The sequence below is a fragment of the Arsenicicoccus dermatophilus genome, assembly GCF_046267915.1.
Taxonomy (GTDB): Bacteria; Actinomycetota; Actinomycetes; order Actinomycetales; family Dermatophilaceae; genus Arsenicicoccus; species Arsenicicoccus dermatophilus_A.
In genome coordinates this window covers 3,144,208-3,159,601 of the sequence record NZ_CP176520.1, presented here as the reverse complement: position 1 = coordinate 3,159,601, position 15,394 = coordinate 3,144,208, and the positions used below count along the sequence as shown (strand labels likewise).

Here is a 15,394-nt window from a genome sequence, read left to right as displayed (position 1 = left end):
TGGCATGAGCACACCCCGCGTCCCCGGCCTCGGTCCGGGCCGCGGGGTGCGTCGTCTCCTGCGGCGGGTATGGCGGCGGGTCTGGCCCGGCGGTCCCACCACCTGGGCCGACGTGCCGCGTCGGCTGCGACCGACGGCGATGCACACCGGGCGGCTGACGGTGGCCGGTGTCCTGGGCTACGTGCTGACCGTGCTGCTCACCGACGGCGCCGTCGACCTCACCGGTGCGCTCACCGCGCTGCTGGTCTGCCAGGCGTCGACCCTGTCCACGATCCGGATGGGCATGGTGCGGGTCGGTGCCGTGGTCACCGGCGTCCTCGTCGCGGTGCTGATCTCGATCCAGGTGGGCCTGACCTGGTGGTCCCTCGGCCTGGCGATCGCCACCTCGCTGCTGCTCGCCAAGGTCTTCCGGCTCGGCGACCAGGCCCTGGAGACGCCGATCTCGGCCATGCTCATCCTGTCCGCCGGCGGGCAGGAGATCGCCGTCGAGACCCGCCTGGTCACCACCCTCATCGGAGCCGGTGTCGGGGTGGGCATCAACCTGGCCCTCCCGCCGCAGATCCCGACCGGCGCGGCCATCTCGGCGGTGCGGTGGGTGGCGGTGGAGCTGGCGGACGGCGTGGACCGGATGGCGCAGAGCCTGGCCCTGGCACCGGTCCTGCGTGCGGACGTGGAGCGCTGGCTGGACGCGGTGCGCCGGGTGGGCGGGTCGATCGCGCGGGCGAGCGACCTGGTCGAGACCGTCCGGGACTCGCGCAAGCTCAACGCCCGCGCCCTCGGTACGCGCAGCCTGGAGCCGCCGCTGCGCTCCGGCCTGGACCGGCTGGAGCAGTGTCAGATCGGGCTGCGCAACCTGCTGCTCCTCATGGTGGAGGGCGCTCCGGAGCGGTACACCCGCGACGACGGCTACGGCGAGGACGTGCGGGTGGCCTTCAGCGTGGTGCTGTCGGACGTGGCCGACTGCCTGCGCACCTTCGGCGACCTCGTGGCGGCCGAGGCGCGCGGTGACGTCGAGGAGGTGGAGCGGCAGCTGGAGCAGGCCCTGGAGACCCTCGGGGAGACCCGGGCCGTGCTGACCGAGCTGATGCTGGTCGATCCGGCCGAGACGGGGCAGTGGATGCTGCGGGGTACGATCCTGGCAGGCGTCGAGCAGGTGCTCGTGCTCCTCGCCGTCGGGGTCCGCCGACGCGAGCGCGAGCGGTGGCCCGGTGCCCCACCGGCCGCCGCCCTCGTGCCCCTCGTGCGTGAGGCCCTGCCCGACTGGCGGGGGCAGCGGCGGTCGTCCCGGCATACGCAGCGAGCCCGGTCCCAGGAGCCCTCGTGACACATCCCGCCTCACCGTCGGCGCCGACCACGCAGCCGCCGCTGCCGACGTGGGCGGCCGACCTGCTCCGCACGCCGCCGCACCGGGTCGTGGGCCGGGTCTGGTCGACCACGCCCGGCCTGTCCGCGCAGGACGCCCCGCGCGACCGGGCGGCCGAGGGTCGCGACGTCGTCGGGGCCTCCCGGAGCTGCCTGCGCACGGCCTGGGGCCTGGACCCGGTCGTCCAGCGGTCCTTCGCCCGGGCCGCGCTGTGGTCCCGCCCAGGCCCGATGGTGGACCTGGCGTGCGGGGGGCTGGCCGCGACCGCCGACCTGTACGCCGTGGCCCGGCGACCCCTGCTGCTCGTGGACCGGTCCCTGTCGATGCTGCTGCGCGCCGAGGAACGCCTCGCCCGCCGCGGGGACGTGGTGCTGCTGCACGCCGACGTCGACGAGCTCGAGCTGCGCCCGCAGGGCGTGGACACCGTGGCCTGTCTCGGGATGCTGCACCTCGTCCAGCGGCCTGCGGACCTCGTGGGCCGGATCACCACCTGGGTCCGTCCGGGTGGCACCGCCTTCCTGTCCGGCCTCACCCGGGGCCGCGGCGGCAGCGACCTGCTGCTCGGGGCCCTGGCGCGGGCCGGCCAGCTGGCCCCGCCCCGCACCCAGGACGAGCTGGTCACGACCCTCGGGCTGCCCGGTGCGCGGGTCGTGCGGCGTGGCGCGATGACCTTCGTGGATGCCGTGGTGACTGGTTCCCCCCTCGATGCGCGCGATACGCGCGGCCCGGCTACGGTCTGAGGCATGGGTCCACAGGACGACGAGCGTCGGCGCCGCGAGCAGCGGCGTGCTCTCGAGCGCTCTCGGCGCGGCCACCCGGTCGGGCGCGAGCTGCCGGGCGGCGGTGTGCCGGGGGACGGCCTGCCCCCGGTCGTCGAGCACCTGACGTCCGTGGCCGGGCAGGGCACCCCCCTGGACCTGATGCTGGAGCTGTCGTCGCTGCTCCACGAGGTGGACCAGGTCCCCGTCGGGGTCGCGGTGAGCACCGCAACCCCGGCCGCCGCGCAGCCGGACCCGTCACGTCCGGGCACCGTGCAGCCCCCCCTGCCGGGGGGTGCGGACCCGATGGCGTCGGGTCGGGCGCCGTCGCATCCTGCGGCCTCGGGACGGGCGCCCTCCCACCCGGCCACCTCCGGCGGCCAGGCATCCGCGCCGGCGACCGGCGACGGACCGCCCGAATCGCCCGACGACGAGACGCTGCCCGAGCTCGACTCCCGCTGGCTCGTCGGGACCGTCATCGACCACGAGTCCCCCGCCACGACGGTGTGTCTGGCCGTCCTGGAGCACCTGCTGCACGACGAGGTGCTGCGCGCGCGGGTGCGGCGCGAGCTGCGGCTGCGGGTCGACCAGGTGCCGGCGTGGGCCGCCCGCCTGGACGACCTCGTCCGGCTGCGGGGCGTCCGTGAGGGCATCGCGCGCATCGAGCTGAGGCTGCCGGAGGACGAGGAGCTGATGGGCATCCTCCACGCCCGGCTGGACGACGCGGGCCGCCCCGTGGGCGCCGTGATCACCCCGGGAAGCCCCGCTGCGGACTGGCCGCACTGTGCTCCGCTCGTGCGCTGGGGGGTGGAGGTCGCGGGCGCCGCCACGGAGCACTAGGTTGGGGCCTGCCCGCACCACGCGGGCACGGCGCCAGGGGGGACCTCCGCAGTCCCGGCGCCAGCTCATGACCATCACCGGAAGGCCACGCATGACCACCTCCCTGCCTGAGACCCTGCTCGACCCCGCTCGCCGCGACACCGCGGTCGACACCCTCACCGGTGTCGTCGATGCGGAGATCGCCGACAAGAAGGGCGTCAGCGGCACGGTTCTCAAGACGGCGTACTCCGCCGTGAAGAAGATCAACGACGGCATCGTGCGCAAGGCCGTCGACGCCATGCTGCCCGACGCGGCCGCTGCCATGCAGCCGCTGTGGGAGACCCGCGGCACGACGCCCTTCGGCGAGCACCTGGCCGCCAACTCCTCGCAGGCCGCGGACGCCCTCCTTGCCGTCTCGGACAAGCGCGCGGCCAACCCCAAGCACGCCGCGATCGCCAAGATCTACAACGGCGTCCGGCCCAAGGCCAAGGAGCACGTGGTGGCCGCCCTCCCGCGCGTCGGCTCGGCCGTCGAGACCCTCGCGTCCTGATCGCGTCCCGGGCCCGGTGGGGCACGTCCCCCGGGCCCGGGTAGCCTCGGCTGCGTCACGTGACGGCGTACGACGATGCCGTCATCAGCTGTCGACGATCAGGAGGGAAGCATGACCACGGTCAAGGCCGAGCCCGCCGCGGTCTTCGCCGAGCTCACCACCTTGATCCACGGGCAGCCCGCTCCTGCGGCGGTCTACCAGGCCATCGTCACCGCCGCGGTGTCGCTCGTCGCCGGCTGCGACCACGCGGCCTTGATGCTCGTCGACGCCAAGGGACGGTTCTACACCGCCGCCGCCACCGACGACATCGCCATCGCCGTGGACGACCTGGAGCTGGCGCTGGCCGAGGGCCCGTGCGTGGACGCCATCCTCGACGAGGCCTACCAGCACGATCCCGACCTGTCCGACGGCACCCCGTGGCCCGAGCTCGCGGCGCGGGTGCTGGCCGAGACGCCGGTGCGCGGCATGATCGGCTACCGGCTCCTCCTGGACGAGCAGAAGGTCGGTTCGCTGGACCTGTTCTCCGACACCCCGCACGCCATGGACCGGGCCGCCGCCGACCAGGGGGCCGTGCTCGCCTCCTTCGCCTCCGTGGCCGTCATGGGGGTGCGGGCGCAGGACACCAGCACCCACCTCGAGCGCGCGCTCGGGACCTCCCGTGAGATCGGCAAGGCCATCGGGCTGCTCATGGCGGCCCATCGCGTGGACGACGAGCGGGCCTTCGAGATCCTGCGCAAGACCAGCCAGGACCTCAACATCCGGCTGGCGACCCTGGCCGAGGAGATCGTCACGGGCCAGCGGGTGCAGTACGTCGCGCACAAGACCCCGCGGACCGGGTCCTCCCCCGAGAGCGGGGGTTGAGTGGTGGCTGCGTCCTCACGACGGGGTGGTCCCGCCGCAGCCCTGGTCCCGTTCGCCCTGGCTCTGGCCGTCGCGGGCTGTGCCGGGCCACGTCAGCCGGTGCTCGAGTCCGCGGCCGATCCCACGCCGACGCCCACGGCCACCCGCACGTCCTGGCCGACCCCCGCCACCCAGCAGGAGCGTGACCTGGCCTTCCTGTCCGCGATGGTGCCGCACTGCAACCAGACCCACGACGTCTCCCGGATCGCCCTGACCGAGCACGACGCGTCACCCGACGTGCAGTGGCTGGCCCGCCGGCTCCTGGACGACCAGCACCCTCAGGTGGTGCGGCTGCGCGAGCTGCTGGGTCGACGTGGCGCGAGCGTCGTCCCGGTGGGGGAGCAGGCGCCGGTTCCGGGCCGGATGTCGGAGCAGGACGTCACCGAGCTGCGCGAGCTCCGGGGCGCCGACTTCGACCGCCGCTGGCTGGAGCTGATGATCACCCACGCCGAGGGTGCTTCACGCCTGGCCACGACGATCGAGCGGGACTCCGCCGACCCCGAGGTCCGCGAGGTCGCCCGTGCCACGGTGGACAGGGCGCGGGCTGCGCTCGGCGAGCTGCACGAGCTCCTGGCCCGTCCGTCGGTGGCACAGTCCTGACCGGTCGTCACGCTGCGTGCCTCGGGGCTCGGCTGGATGGCTGCACTGTCCCGGATCGCCGCTCGACGGGGTCCGACCCCTGGCTACCGTCGAGACATGCGCCGCAGCGGTCGAGCAGTGCCCGGCACCGACCAGAGCGCCACGTCTGCAGATGCCCGCGCCGTGGCGCTGCAGTACGTGCGCCGACTGACCGGGCGGGCCAAGCCGCGCCAGGGTGACGAGGAGGCGTGCTCCCGGGCGGTCGAGGACATCGCGCTGGCGACGGCGACCTTGCTGGACAGCATGGGGAGCACCCCCACGCCGGCGGGCCCGGGCGGACGGCCCTGCGAGATCGTCCAGCTGCGCCGCACCGCCGGCTGACCGGCTCTCGGGCCCCTGGGGTGCTCCGCCCCCGGTATCCCGTGCCTTCGTGCCACGGTGCCCTGCCCGCGACGTCGCGGACAGGGCACCGGCGTGCTGGGGGCCGGTGAGGTGCGGTTCGACGCGCGCCACCTCGCCGAGCCGCGAGCCGGTCAGGCGTTGGCGGGCAGCTCCGTGCCGGCGCCGCGCTTGCGGGGGGTGACCACGGCACCGTCGAAGGCCGCCACGGCGGAGAAGCCGGGCCGTCCCTCCTCGGTCGCGTGGGAGGCGGGGTGCCCCGGGGTGGCGGTGCTGCCGTCGCGCGGGTGGCCCTGCCCGTGCGGGTGGCCCTCGCCATGGCCGCCGCACCCGCCACCCGCGGAGCCGCACCCGCCGCAGCCGCCGCCGGAGGAGCCGCAGCCGCTCGGGGCCGCCGGCTCGGCATACGCGCTCACGTCGACCTGGTCCAGGCTGTCCGCCCAGTCGTCGGGAGCGCCCTCGGGCACGAAACCGTTGTCGCGCAGCATCTCCAGGTCGGCGCGGCCGGGCGCACCCTCGCTGGTGAGGTAGTCGCCCAGGAAGATCGAGTTGGCGATGTGCAGACCCATCGGCTGCATCGACCGCAGGTGCACCTCGCGGCCCGCGGCCATGCGGATCTCGGTGTCGGGGTTGACGAACCGGATCATCGCCAGGATCTTGAGGCAGCGCTGCGGGCTGATCATGCCCTTGCCCGCCATCGGCGTGCCCTCGAAGGGGAGCAGGAAGTTGACCGGGATGGAGTCGGCGCCCACCTCGCGCAGGGCGAAGGCCAGGTCGACGAGGTCCTCGTCGGTCTCGTCCATGCCCGCGATGAAGCCGGAGCAGGCGGACAGCTCGGCCAGGTGGGCCTTGCGGACGGTGTCGACCCGGTCGGCGTAGGTGTGGGTCGTGCAGATCTCGTCGTACTTGGACTCGGCGGTGTTGAGGTTGTGGTTGTAGGCGTCGACACCGGCGGCCTTGAGCCGGTCGCCCTGGTCACCCTTGAGGAAGCCCAGGCAGGCGCAGACCTCGATCTCGGGGTCAGCCTCCTTGATCGCCTCGACGATGCCGGTCACCTTGTCGATGTCGCGGTCGGAGGGGCCCCGGCCGCTGGCCACCAGGCAGACCCGCTTGGCGCCGCCGTGGATGCCGGCGGTGGCCGCCTCGACGGCCTTGTCCTTGCTCAGCCAGGAGTACTTGAGCACGTCGGCCTCGGAGCCGCGGGCCTGCGAGCAGTAGGAGCAGTCCTCGGGGCACAGGCCGGACTTGAGGTTGACCAGGTAGTTCATCTTCACGCGGTTGCCGAAGAACTCGCGGCGCACGCTGCCCGCGGTGGCGACCAGGTCCAGGACCGCGCTGTCCGGCAGGGCGAGGACGGCGAGGGCCTCGTCGCGCGAGCACGACTCGCCGCGGCGGCCGCGCGCGGCCAGGTCCTGCAGGTCGATGGTCTGGGTCGGCATGGGGTCTCCCTCGACATGAACGGCGTTCAATGAACAGCGTTCATGTTAACTAGGAGGGTCCGGTCCGTCGACGCGAGGGGGAGGTGCGGGCGTATGCCGCTGACGAGGGACGAGGTGCTCGCCGTGGCCGTGGCGACGCTGGACGCCTACGGCTTCGCGGACCTGTCGATGCGCAAGCTCGCGGGCGCCCTCGAGGTGCAGCCGTCCGCGCTCTACTGGCACTTCGCCAACAAGCAGACCCTGCTGGCCGCGATCGCGGAGAGCTGGCTCGGATCGGTGCCTGCCCCGGACGCGACGTCCGCCTGGGACGAGCAGGTGCGGGCCTGGGCGCACGGGCTGCGCGGCGTGCTCACGGCGCACCGGGACGGGGCCGAGCTCGTCGCCTCGGTGCTGGCGATGCGGGCCGAGTCGGTGGACCCGACGCGCGGGCTCGTCGCGGTGCTCCACCAGGCCGGGCTGCGGGCGCCGGCAGCCCGGGCGGCCGCCGCGACGGTGCTGCACTTCGTGATGGGGCACACCGTGGACGAGCAGGGGCACGCGCAGATGCGGGCCTTCGGGGTGGCGCCGGCGACCGGGGGAGTCCCCGACGACCCGGACGAGCGGTTCGACTACGGCCTGGGGCTGCTGGTCGAGGGCATCCGCAGCCGCCTCCCCGCCTGATCCCGTCGCCCGGCTCCAGGGCTCGGCAGGCGCTCCGGCGCCCCGGCGCGCCGGCCGGATCCCGGCGTGGTCAGCGCGGGGCCCGGGCGCGCTCGATCGCGGCCAGCATGGCATCGCCGTCGAGCACGTCCCAGAAGGCGAAGGTGCTCGACGCCGAGCCGAGGACGTCCAGCCCCGTGTTGTCGTACACCGCCTGGTCGCCGCGCAGCCACGAGCTGCGCTCGGCCGCGAGCACCACGCTGGTGTGTCGCCCGTCGCGGGCTCGTTGGATCGTCGCCGGGCAGCCCGCGAGGGGCAGGTCGCGGACCCCGCCCCGCGGGCCCTCGACGAGAGCGCGCTGGTCGGTGACGAGGTAGCGGGTGCGCCGCTTGCGCCAGGCCTTGTAGGCGAAGCGCCCGACGAGACCGTAGAGGCCGATGACGACGAAGGGGATCCCCCAGAGCACCATGAGGAACGGTGGGCCGCCGGACTCGTCGGTGCCCGTGCTGCTGGGGAGCGCCGTGGCCCCGAGCGCCGAGAGCTGCCAGAAGACGGCGAACGCGCACCACAGCGTGGTGAACGGGACGAGGAGGAGGTCCTTGCCGGTCAGGTGCTTGCCGGGATCCGGGGCCCCGGACCAGAGCAGGTGCTCGCCGGGGCGCAGGGCGAGCCGCAGGGGAGCGTCCCCCGTCGACGGCAGGGAGGTCATGGTTGAAGCCTAGCCACGAGGGGGATCGCCCGCCGTCTGCACGTGCCCGTCCGGCGGTTGGGCCTCAGGCGCTGGCCAGTCGACCCACCTGGCTCCATCGGCTGATGCGGTCAGCCACCTCTGGCGATGGGGGTGCCTCGGCTACTCTTCACGTGGATGGCAAGTTCTGAGAGGGGGCCAGCGTGGACATCTACCGCACACCGATCCTGACGGCCCGCGACGCTGCCCGGCACCTGCAGATGCCTGAGTCGACTCTGGACGTCTGGCTCAAACCACTGGACGGCACGGAACCACTGGTTCACTCGGTGAAGCCCGCGCGTCGCGGTTGGCCACGAGTACCCTTCGTGGGGATCATCGAGGCCCACGTCCTCCGCGAGCTGCGGATCGCGGGCATCTCTATGGACGAGATTCGCAAGGTCGTTCGCATCGCCCGTGAGGCACTAGGTGATCCTTACGCTCTTGCGAGCAAACGACTGGCCACCGTGGGCGACCCTTCCTGCTCCGGCACGAATGAGTCCCGCCTCTTCGCGCACATCGCCGACGAGTGTCTGGTGAACCAGCACAACCAGGCGTCCATTCGCGAGGCGTTTGATGCTCACCTGCGGTTCGTGGAGTGGGATGCCGAGGGTCGTCCCCTGGCTCTCCGTCTGTCGCAGTACCCGGTCCGAGCGGAGGTCATCATCGACCCACGGTTTGCGTGGGGCAGTCCCATCCTGGCGGATTCGAGGACGCCAGTCGAGGCAGTCGTATCCCTGTGGCAGGCGGGGGAGCCCATGGCGGTTGTGGCTGAGGAGTTCGAACTCAGCCGCGACGACGTAGAGGACATTTGCCGCGTTGCCGCCTGAGTTCTTCGCAGATCGGAACCTGGGTGTGGTCACCGTCAGGCGACTGCGCGAGGCGGGCTGGACGGTTCACCGGATCGCCGATATCTACCCGGACGACGCCCAGGGAGTCTCCGATGAGGTTTGGATCGAGTATGGCTGCAGGCACGGCTGGACCCTGCTGACCAAGGACCGCCGTATCCGCTACCGCGCGGAGGAGCTGTCGGCCCTCGCTGCCGACAGCCTCCTGTTCTGCCTTGCGAAGCAGGACCTCACGACGGAGCAGATGGTGGGCGCGTTCAGGTCTGCTGCGGGTCGCATCGAAAGAGCAGTCGCACGCCGCGAGGCGGGTTTTTGGCACGTGTACGCAGATGGGAACATCAAGCGGATGTGGCCCTGACAGATCCCGAGACGGCAGGGAGCTGCTCGAGAGCTGAGCCTCCCCCTGAGTCGCTATCGGGTCGCTCCAGGTCCCCGGTGAGCGCATCTGGTGGCGGCAAGCGCTTGCGTGTCGGGGGTGCCGCTCCGTGGTGGCGGGTTTGTGCCCCAGGTCTCACGGCATACGGTCTGGGCATGACTGATGCGCACCAGGTCGTGGCCGTGCTCGGCCGCGGAGTCGTGACCCCCACCGATCCGGTCGCCGGGGCCGACGACCTCGGGCTGACCCGCGGCGACGGCTGCTTCGACGCCACGCTGGTCCAGTGGGACGGCGAGGGCTGGCTGGTCCACGACCTCGACGAGCACCTCGACCGGCTGCGGCGCTCGGCCGACGCGCTCGGGATCGACGGTCCCGACGACGACGCCTGGATCGGCCTGGTCGGCGACGCCCTGCAGGAGTGGACCGGCGGCGACGAGGTCGGCCTCAAGCTGCTGCTCACCCGCGGCGACGAGCACCGCGCCGGCAGCCCCCTCGCCGTCGTGACGCTCACCGAGGTCGACGAGAGCACCCGGCGCCAGCGTGACGGGATCGGCGTCGTCACCCTGTCGCGGGGGATGCCGAGCGATGCCTTCGCGGACGCGCCGTGGCTGCTCGGCGGGGTCAAGACCATCGCGTATGCCGTGAACGTCGCCGCGAAGCGCGAGGCGTCCCGGCGTGGCGCGGACGACGTGATCTTCACGAGCACCGACGGGTTCGTGCTGGAGGGACCGACGTCGGCGGTGCTCTGGCTGCGGGACGGGGTGCTCGCCACCACGCCGACCGGGGCCACCGGGATCCTGGCGTCGATCACCCGGGCCAAGGTCTTCGCCGGGGCGCCGGCCGCCACCGGGTGGCGCTGCGAGGAGCGGCTGGGCACGGTCGACGAGCTGCTGGCCGCCGAGGGCGTCTGGCTGGGGTCGTCGGTCCGCGGGATCGCCCCGGTGACCGCCGTCGACGGCCGGGCGGTGGCCCAGGACGAGCGGGCGACCGCGATCCTGCGCCAGCTCAACGGGTTCTGAGGGTCGGTATGCCGTCGTACCGGATCACCCTCGACGTGCTCGACGTCCTGCCGGGGCACGCGCCGCCGGAGGTGCTGGAGACCGCGATCCGCACGGTCCGGGCGACCCACGTGGTGGAGGCGGACGGGCTGGACCTCGTCGGCGGGGTGCCGCGGATCTGGGTGCGGTTCACCGTGGACGCGAGCGGGCGGGACGACGAGGAGCACGACGCCCGGATGGTGCGGGCGCGGGTCGTGCACGCCGTCGCGCAGGTCGCCCGGTGCCGCGACGGCCGGGCGGCACGGCGGGTCCGGGACCGCTGGGTGCCGATCGCCTGACGGCGCCACCGCCGGCGGCCTCCCGGTCAGCGGTGGCCTCCCGGTCAGCGGTGGCCTCCCGGTCAGCGGTGGCGCAGCCGCTCCAGGAGTGGTCCGAACTCCCGCGACAGGGCCTCGCCCCAGGTCGGCACCACCACGCCCTCGTCCTGCCGCCAGCGGCGCCGGGCCCGCGAGCGGGTGACGAAGAGCGCCGCGATCAGCGCCACGCCGATGGGCAGCTGGGTGGCCATGGCGAGCCGGAAGTCGCGCAGCGTGTAGGGGTTTCCGCCGGCGGAGTGGTCGAGGACCAGGCCGATCGTCAGGATCGAGACCAGGCCGGCCACGAAGGAGCCCATGATCACCACGCCGGTCGCCGCGCCCAGCCGGTGCGCGGGCGTGAAGGTGCGCGCGAAGTCGAAGCCGATCGCCGACCCCGGGCCGCCCGAGGCCAGGCCTACGACCAGGACGACGAGCAGCCACAGCGGTGCCCGCCCCGGCCACAGCAGCACCGCCACCCAGGGCAGCAGGTTGACCAGCGCGATCCCGATCGCCAGGTTGCTGCGACGCAGGGGATGACGCTGGGTCAGCAGGCCGAGGACCGGACCGATTCCCAGGCCGAGGACCACGAAGAGGGTGAGCAGGCCCGACGCCAGCTCGCGCGAGAGCCCTTCACCCTGCACGAGATAGGGCACGCCCCACATCATCGCGAAGGACAGCGACCAGAAGCCCGTCGCCCCGTGCGTGACCATGCCCAGCCAGGTGCCGGGGTGCCGCAGCACCGCGGCGACCTCCCGGTGGATCGGCTCCCGCTCGTGCGGCGCGAGGGCGGGGGACCCGGGCGGACGGTCCTGGATCAGGGTCGCGGCGAGGACGCACGACAGGGCCGCGGCGACGGCGGCCGTGCCGAAGGTCACGGACCAGCCCGGCCCGTGCAGCAGCGCGGCCAGCGGGACGGCGGCGAGCACCTGCCCGGCCTGACCCAGCAGCCCGGTGAGCTGGGTGATCAGTGGCACTCGCGTCGCGGGGAACCACGCGGGCACCAGCCGGATCACCGACCCGAAGGTCATCGCGTCCCCGGCGCCGACCAGCACGCGGGCGGCCATCGCGGTGGGCACGTCGTGCGCCGTCGCCATGAGCCCCTGGCCCACCGCCATCAGCAGGGCGCCGATCGCCACCATGCGGCGCGTGCCCAGCCGGTCGAGCGCGACCCCCACCGGCACCTGCAGGCCGGAGTAGACGAGCAGCTGCAGCACCACGAAGCTCGCGATGATCCCGGCCGGTGCGTGGAAGCGGGCGGCGGCGTCGATCCCGGCGACCCCCAGGGAGGTTCGCTGCAGCACCGCCGCGGTGTAGGCCGCGACCCCGACTCCCCAGACCACCCAGGCGCGCGCGTTCGTCACACCCCAGTGTCTCGCGGACGCGCTCCGGACCGTGACGGATGCCCGGCCCACCAGCCCCGCCGGGCCGCACGGCGGGGCCGACCAGCAGGCCGCCGCGGGCGGTCGCACGATGCGGGAGCGCCGGGAGGTGCTCACCCCGCTCCTCGGGACGTATGCCGAAGGTGCGCACCTGCGGGCTCCGGTCTACGTCGACCACGGCGACGATCTGTACGTGGGCGCCGGGACCTTCGCGAACTTCGGGCTGGTCGTGCTCGACGTGGCGCCCGTCCGGATCGGCGAGCGCGTCCAGATCGGCCCAGGCGTCCAGCTGCTCACGGCCACCCATCCGCTCGACCCCGTGGCCCGTGGGGAGGGCTGGGAAGCCGCCGCGCCGATCACGATCGAGGACGACGTGTGGCTCGGGGGCGGGGCGCTCGTGCCGGCGGGCGTCACCGTCGGCCGGGGGTCCGTGGTCGGGGCGGGTGCCGTGGTGACCAAGGACGTGCCGCCCGGCGTGGTCGTGGTGGGCAACCCCGCCCGCGTGGTCCGCCCCGTCTGACCGGCGGGTCCGCCCGGCGCTCGTCCCTCCGCCATACCGGCACGCAGTCCTCGCGCCCCGGGCGCGCTGGGAGCTCAGGTGGTGCCCGTTCTCGGGTCGGAAACGAGGGTCGGGTGCGCTCGCAGCTCAACAAGTGCACACGCCTGGGCCACCATGGACGCATGCTCGTCCACCTGCGCCTCGTCGCGCCGCCCGACCTCGCCGACGAGGTCACCGACATCCTGCTGCGTGACCCGCACACCACCAACGTCACTCGCGCCCGCGACGCCAGCCTGCGCCCTCGGGGCGACCTGATCGGCGCCGACGTGGCACGCGAGTCGGCGGACCGGCTGCTGGACGAGCTCGCCGCCACCGGGCTGTGCGACCGCGGCGGCATGTCGGTCACGGACGTGGCCGGCACCCTGTTCACCGAGGCCCGCCGGATCGAGCAGGAGGCGGCGGGCGCTGCGGACGACTCGGTGATCTGGCGGATGGTGCGCGCCGAGGCCGAGTCGATGGTGGAACCGTCGGCGAGCTACCTGACCTTCCTCACGCTGGCGACCGCGCTGGCCTCGGTAGCGGTGATCACCGACTCCCCGATCCTCGTGATCGGGGCGATGGTCGTCGGCCCGGACTTCGGTCCGGTGGGGGCGATGTGCGCCGGGATCGCCCTGCGCGACCTGCGGCTCGGATGGCGCGCGCTGTGGCTACTGCTGCGTGGCTTCCTCCTGGCGATCGCGATCGTCACGGTCGTGGCGCTGCTCGGCCGTCTGCTGGGCGCGGTCGACGCCGAGATGGTGACCCGGGAGCGGCCGATGACGGCGTTCATCTACCGCCCCGACCTGTGGTCCTTCGTGGTCGCCCTGCTCGCGGGGGCGGCGGGGACGCTCGCCATGACCGCGGAGAAGTCCAACACCATGGTCGGCGTCTTCATCTCGGTGACGACCGTGCCGGCCGCGGGCAACCTGGCGCTGGCGCTCGCGGTGCTCGACCGTGGTGAGATCCTCGGGTCGCTCACGCAGCTGGGGGTCAACCTGCTGGGCATGGTCATGGCCGGGGCCGCGACCATGCTGCTGCAGCAGCTGGTGCTGCGTCGGCAGGCGGGCGGTCACGCCTGACGGCGGGTGTCGCTGCGGAGCCCGCGGCCGCGGAGGTCACGGTCCGGGCTCGACCCCGTGGCAGGCCCGTTGACCAGGACCTCGATGAGGCACGCTAGGGACGCACCACCCGCCCCCGGACCCCCAGGAAGGCCTTCCGACGATGGATGCGCGACCCGCTGACCCCGCCGACCCTGCCGAGCCCCTCGCCCTGAGCACGCCCACCACGGCCGCCGAGGGCGCCGGTGCCACCAGGCTGACGCCCGCCGAGGGCGCCGGTGCCACCAGGCTGACGCCCGCCGAGGCGCGCGAGCTGGTCCACCAGGCCAGCCTGGAGCGTGCCGACCGGGTCGCCCGCCAGCTCGACGAGGACGACGGCGACACCACACGTGGCCGTGGCGCGATGCCGCGGATGCTCGTCATCCTGGTGGGCTGCGCGGCAGGCTTCATCGCGCTGCAGGGCATGACGGCGTACCAGTCGCTGATCGCCCCGGCCTTCCTCGCCCTCAACTTCATGATCGCGGCCTACCCGCTGAAGTCCGCCCTCACCCGGCGCAACGTGCCCGAGTGGCTGGCCTCCATCGTGATGGGCCTGGTGGTCTTCGCCGCGGTCATCCTCTTCTTCTGGGCGATGGGGTGGGCGGCGGTGTCGCTCGTCAACGAGATCCCGCAGTACGCCTCGAAGTTCCAGGTCTACTACGACACCTCGCTGGAGGAGCTGAGCAAGCTCGGCCTGGACCAGGCCAAGCTGGAGAAGCAGCTGCAGGGCGTCGATCCGCAGAGCGTGATGGGCTACGTCACCACCCTGCTCAACAGCCTGCAGTCGGTCACCGGCCTGCTCGCCGTCGTGGTGATGATGCTCTTCTTCCTGATGATGGACGCCGCCGGCTGGGGGGCCCGGATGGACGTCGCCCGCCGCCACCACCCGCGGGTGGTCGACGCCCTCGACGCCTTCGGGGGCGGGGTGCGGCGCTACTGGCTGGTGTCCAGCTTCTTCGGACTGATCGTGGCCGTCCTCAACTGGGGGGCTCTGCTCTACCTGGGGATCCCGCTCGCGGCCGTCTGGGCGGTGCTGAGCTTCCTCACCAACTACATCCCCAACATCGGCTTCGTCATCGGCCTGGTGCCGCCCGCGCTCATGGCCCTGCTCGCCAAGGGCCCGGTGACCGCGCTGTACGTCGTGATCGCCTACTGCGTCCTCAACTTCGTCGTGCAGTCGATCATCCAGCCGAAGTTCGCCGGTGACGCGATCGGGGTCACCCCGACGCTGGCGTTCGTGTCGCTGCTGTTCTGGGCCGCGGTGCTGGGTCCGATGGGCGCCATCCTCGCGCTGCCGATGACGCTGCTGCTGAAGGCCATCCTGATCGACGCCGACCCTCGGGCGCGGTGGGTCAACGCCTTCCTGGCGGCCGACCACAAGACCGCCGAGACCCCCTCGGTCAAGGACACCGTCGACCCGGACGGGGACCACCCGGACTCGGTGGCCTGACCTCGGGGCAGCACCCTCGCCGGTCGTGGGGCTCAGGCCTGCGACCAGTCCGTATGCCGGTCCGTCAGGCGGACGTCACGTCCGCTTCCCGCGCGGACCGGTGGTCGACGTGAAAGAATGGCTACCCGGCAGTAACCTCACCGCCGTACCCCTGAACCGCACGCCGGCACCGCAGCCGCCCA

18 protein-coding genes are annotated in these 15,394 nt (G+C 73.2%); 15 read left to right on the top strand and 3 right to left on the bottom strand.

Annotated features, from left to right (window positions below):
- Positions 1-4 precede the first annotated feature (4 nt).
- From ACK2IS_RS14875 to ACK2IS_RS14845, 7 genes are all read left to right on the top strand, one after another.
- Entirely contained in the window at positions 5-1,324 is a 1,320-nt protein-coding gene (locus tag ACK2IS_RS14875; RefSeq protein ID WP_409484068.1) for an FUSC family protein, read from the top strand.
- On the top strand, positions 1,321-2,103 hold the full coding sequence (locus tag ACK2IS_RS14870) for a class I SAM-dependent methyltransferase (protein WP_409484067.1): 783 nt from the start codon (positions 1,321-1,323) through the stop codon (positions 2,101-2,103). The genes ACK2IS_RS14875 and ACK2IS_RS14870 overlap by 4 nt, the downstream gene beginning before the upstream one ends.
- A 3-nt stretch (positions 2,104-2,106) precedes the next feature.
- The gene (locus tag ACK2IS_RS14865) at positions 2,107-2,961 is read left to right on the top strand and encodes a hypothetical protein (protein ID WP_409484066.1); all 855 of its coding nucleotides are present in this window, start codon (positions 2,107-2,109) and stop codon (positions 2,959-2,961) included.
- Positions 2,962-3,052: 91 nt separating this feature from the next.
- On the top strand, positions 3,053-3,490 hold the full coding sequence (locus tag ACK2IS_RS14860; protein WP_409484065.1) for a DUF6918 family protein: 438 nt from the start codon (positions 3,053-3,055) through the stop codon (positions 3,488-3,490).
- 111 nt (positions 3,491-3,601) lie between these two features.
- Entirely contained in the window at positions 3,602-4,351 is a 750-nt protein-coding gene (locus tag ACK2IS_RS14855) for an ANTAR domain-containing protein (protein ID WP_409484064.1), read from the top strand.
- A 99-nt stretch (positions 4,352-4,450) separates the two neighbouring features.
- Positions 4,451-4,990, top strand: a complete 540-nt coding sequence (locus tag ACK2IS_RS14850) for a DUF305 domain-containing protein (RefSeq protein ID WP_409484063.1) — start codon at positions 4,451-4,453, stop codon at positions 4,988-4,990.
- Between the two features lie 96 nt (positions 4,991-5,086).
- Positions 5,087-5,350, top strand: coding sequence for a DUF2277 family protein (locus ACK2IS_RS14845; protein WP_409484062.1), 264 nt, complete (start codon positions 5,087-5,089; stop codon positions 5,348-5,350).
- A 152-nt stretch (positions 5,351-5,502) separates the two neighbouring features.
- On the opposite strand, the gene bioB is transcribed toward ACK2IS_RS14845, so the two are convergent.
- Positions 5,503-6,807, bottom strand: coding sequence for a biotin synthase BioB (bioB, locus tag ACK2IS_RS14840; RefSeq protein ID WP_409484061.1), 1,305 nt, complete (start codon positions 6,805-6,807; stop codon positions 5,503-5,505).
- A 93-nt stretch (positions 6,808-6,900) separates the two neighbouring features.
- Between bioB and ACK2IS_RS14835 the strand changes: the two genes are divergently transcribed.
- Positions 6,901-7,467: a TetR/AcrR family transcriptional regulator C-terminal domain-containing protein gene (locus ACK2IS_RS14835; protein ID WP_409484060.1), complete on the top strand. Its 567-nt coding sequence runs from the start codon at positions 6,901-6,903 to the stop codon at positions 7,465-7,467.
- Between the two features lie 70 nt (positions 7,468-7,537).
- On the opposite strand, the gene ACK2IS_RS14830 is transcribed toward ACK2IS_RS14835, so the two are convergent.
- Complete coding sequence (locus ACK2IS_RS14830) at positions 7,538-8,155, bottom strand: hypothetical protein (RefSeq protein WP_409484059.1); 618 nt, start codon at positions 8,153-8,155, stop codon at positions 7,538-7,540.
- Positions 8,156-8,337: 182 nt separating this feature from the next.
- Between ACK2IS_RS14830 and ACK2IS_RS14825 the strand changes: the two genes are divergently transcribed.
- From ACK2IS_RS14825 to ACK2IS_RS14810, 4 genes are all read left to right on the top strand, one after another.
- The gene (locus ACK2IS_RS14825) at positions 8,338-9,000 is read left to right on the top strand and encodes a DUF433 domain-containing protein (RefSeq protein ID WP_409484058.1); all 663 of its coding nucleotides are present in this window, start codon (positions 8,338-8,340) and stop codon (positions 8,998-9,000) included.
- Positions 8,990-9,376 (top strand): DUF5615 family PIN-like protein, encoded by a 387-nt coding sequence (locus tag ACK2IS_RS14820; RefSeq protein ID WP_409484057.1) that lies wholly within the window; start codon positions 8,990-8,992, stop codon positions 9,374-9,376. Before ACK2IS_RS14825 ends, ACK2IS_RS14820 begins: the two co-directional genes overlap by 11 nt.
- Before the next feature lie 173 nt (positions 9,377-9,549).
- On the top strand, positions 9,550-10,413 hold the full coding sequence (locus ACK2IS_RS14815) for an aminodeoxychorismate lyase (protein WP_409484056.1): 864 nt from the start codon (positions 9,550-9,552) through the stop codon (positions 10,411-10,413).
- 8 nt (positions 10,414-10,421) lie between these two features.
- Positions 10,422-10,730 carry a hypothetical protein gene (locus ACK2IS_RS14810; RefSeq protein ID WP_409484055.1) on the top strand — a complete coding sequence of 103 codons (309 nt, stop codon included), beginning with the start codon at positions 10,422-10,424 and terminating at the stop codon, positions 10,728-10,730.
- Between the two features lie 62 nt (positions 10,731-10,792).
- Here ACK2IS_RS14810 and ACK2IS_RS14805 read toward each other — a convergent pair whose 3' ends face one another.
- Positions 10,793-12,109 carry an MFS transporter gene (locus tag ACK2IS_RS14805; protein ID WP_409484054.1) on the bottom strand — a complete coding sequence of 439 codons (1,317 nt, stop codon included), beginning with the start codon at positions 12,107-12,109 and terminating at the stop codon, positions 10,793-10,795.
- 31 nt (positions 12,110-12,140) lie between these two features.
- Between ACK2IS_RS14805 and ACK2IS_RS14800 the strand changes: the two genes are divergently transcribed.
- The 3 genes from ACK2IS_RS14800 to ACK2IS_RS14790 all read left to right on the top strand — a co-directional run bounded on the left by ACK2IS_RS14800 (position 12,141) and on the right by ACK2IS_RS14790 (position 15,212).
- Positions 12,141-12,647: a sugar O-acetyltransferase gene (locus ACK2IS_RS14800; protein ID WP_409484053.1), complete on the top strand. Its 507-nt coding sequence runs from the start codon at positions 12,141-12,143 to the stop codon at positions 12,645-12,647.
- Positions 12,648-12,808: 161 nt separating this feature from the next.
- Positions 12,809-13,744: a DUF389 domain-containing protein gene (locus tag ACK2IS_RS14795; protein ID WP_409484052.1), complete on the top strand. Its 936-nt coding sequence runs from the start codon at positions 12,809-12,811 to the stop codon at positions 13,742-13,744.
- A gap of 142 nt (positions 13,745-13,886) precedes the next feature.
- The gene (locus tag ACK2IS_RS14790) at positions 13,887-15,212 is read left to right on the top strand and encodes an AI-2E family transporter (protein ID WP_409484051.1); all 1,326 of its coding nucleotides are present in this window, start codon (positions 13,887-13,889) and stop codon (positions 15,210-15,212) included.
- Positions 15,213-15,394 lie beyond the last annotated feature (182 nt).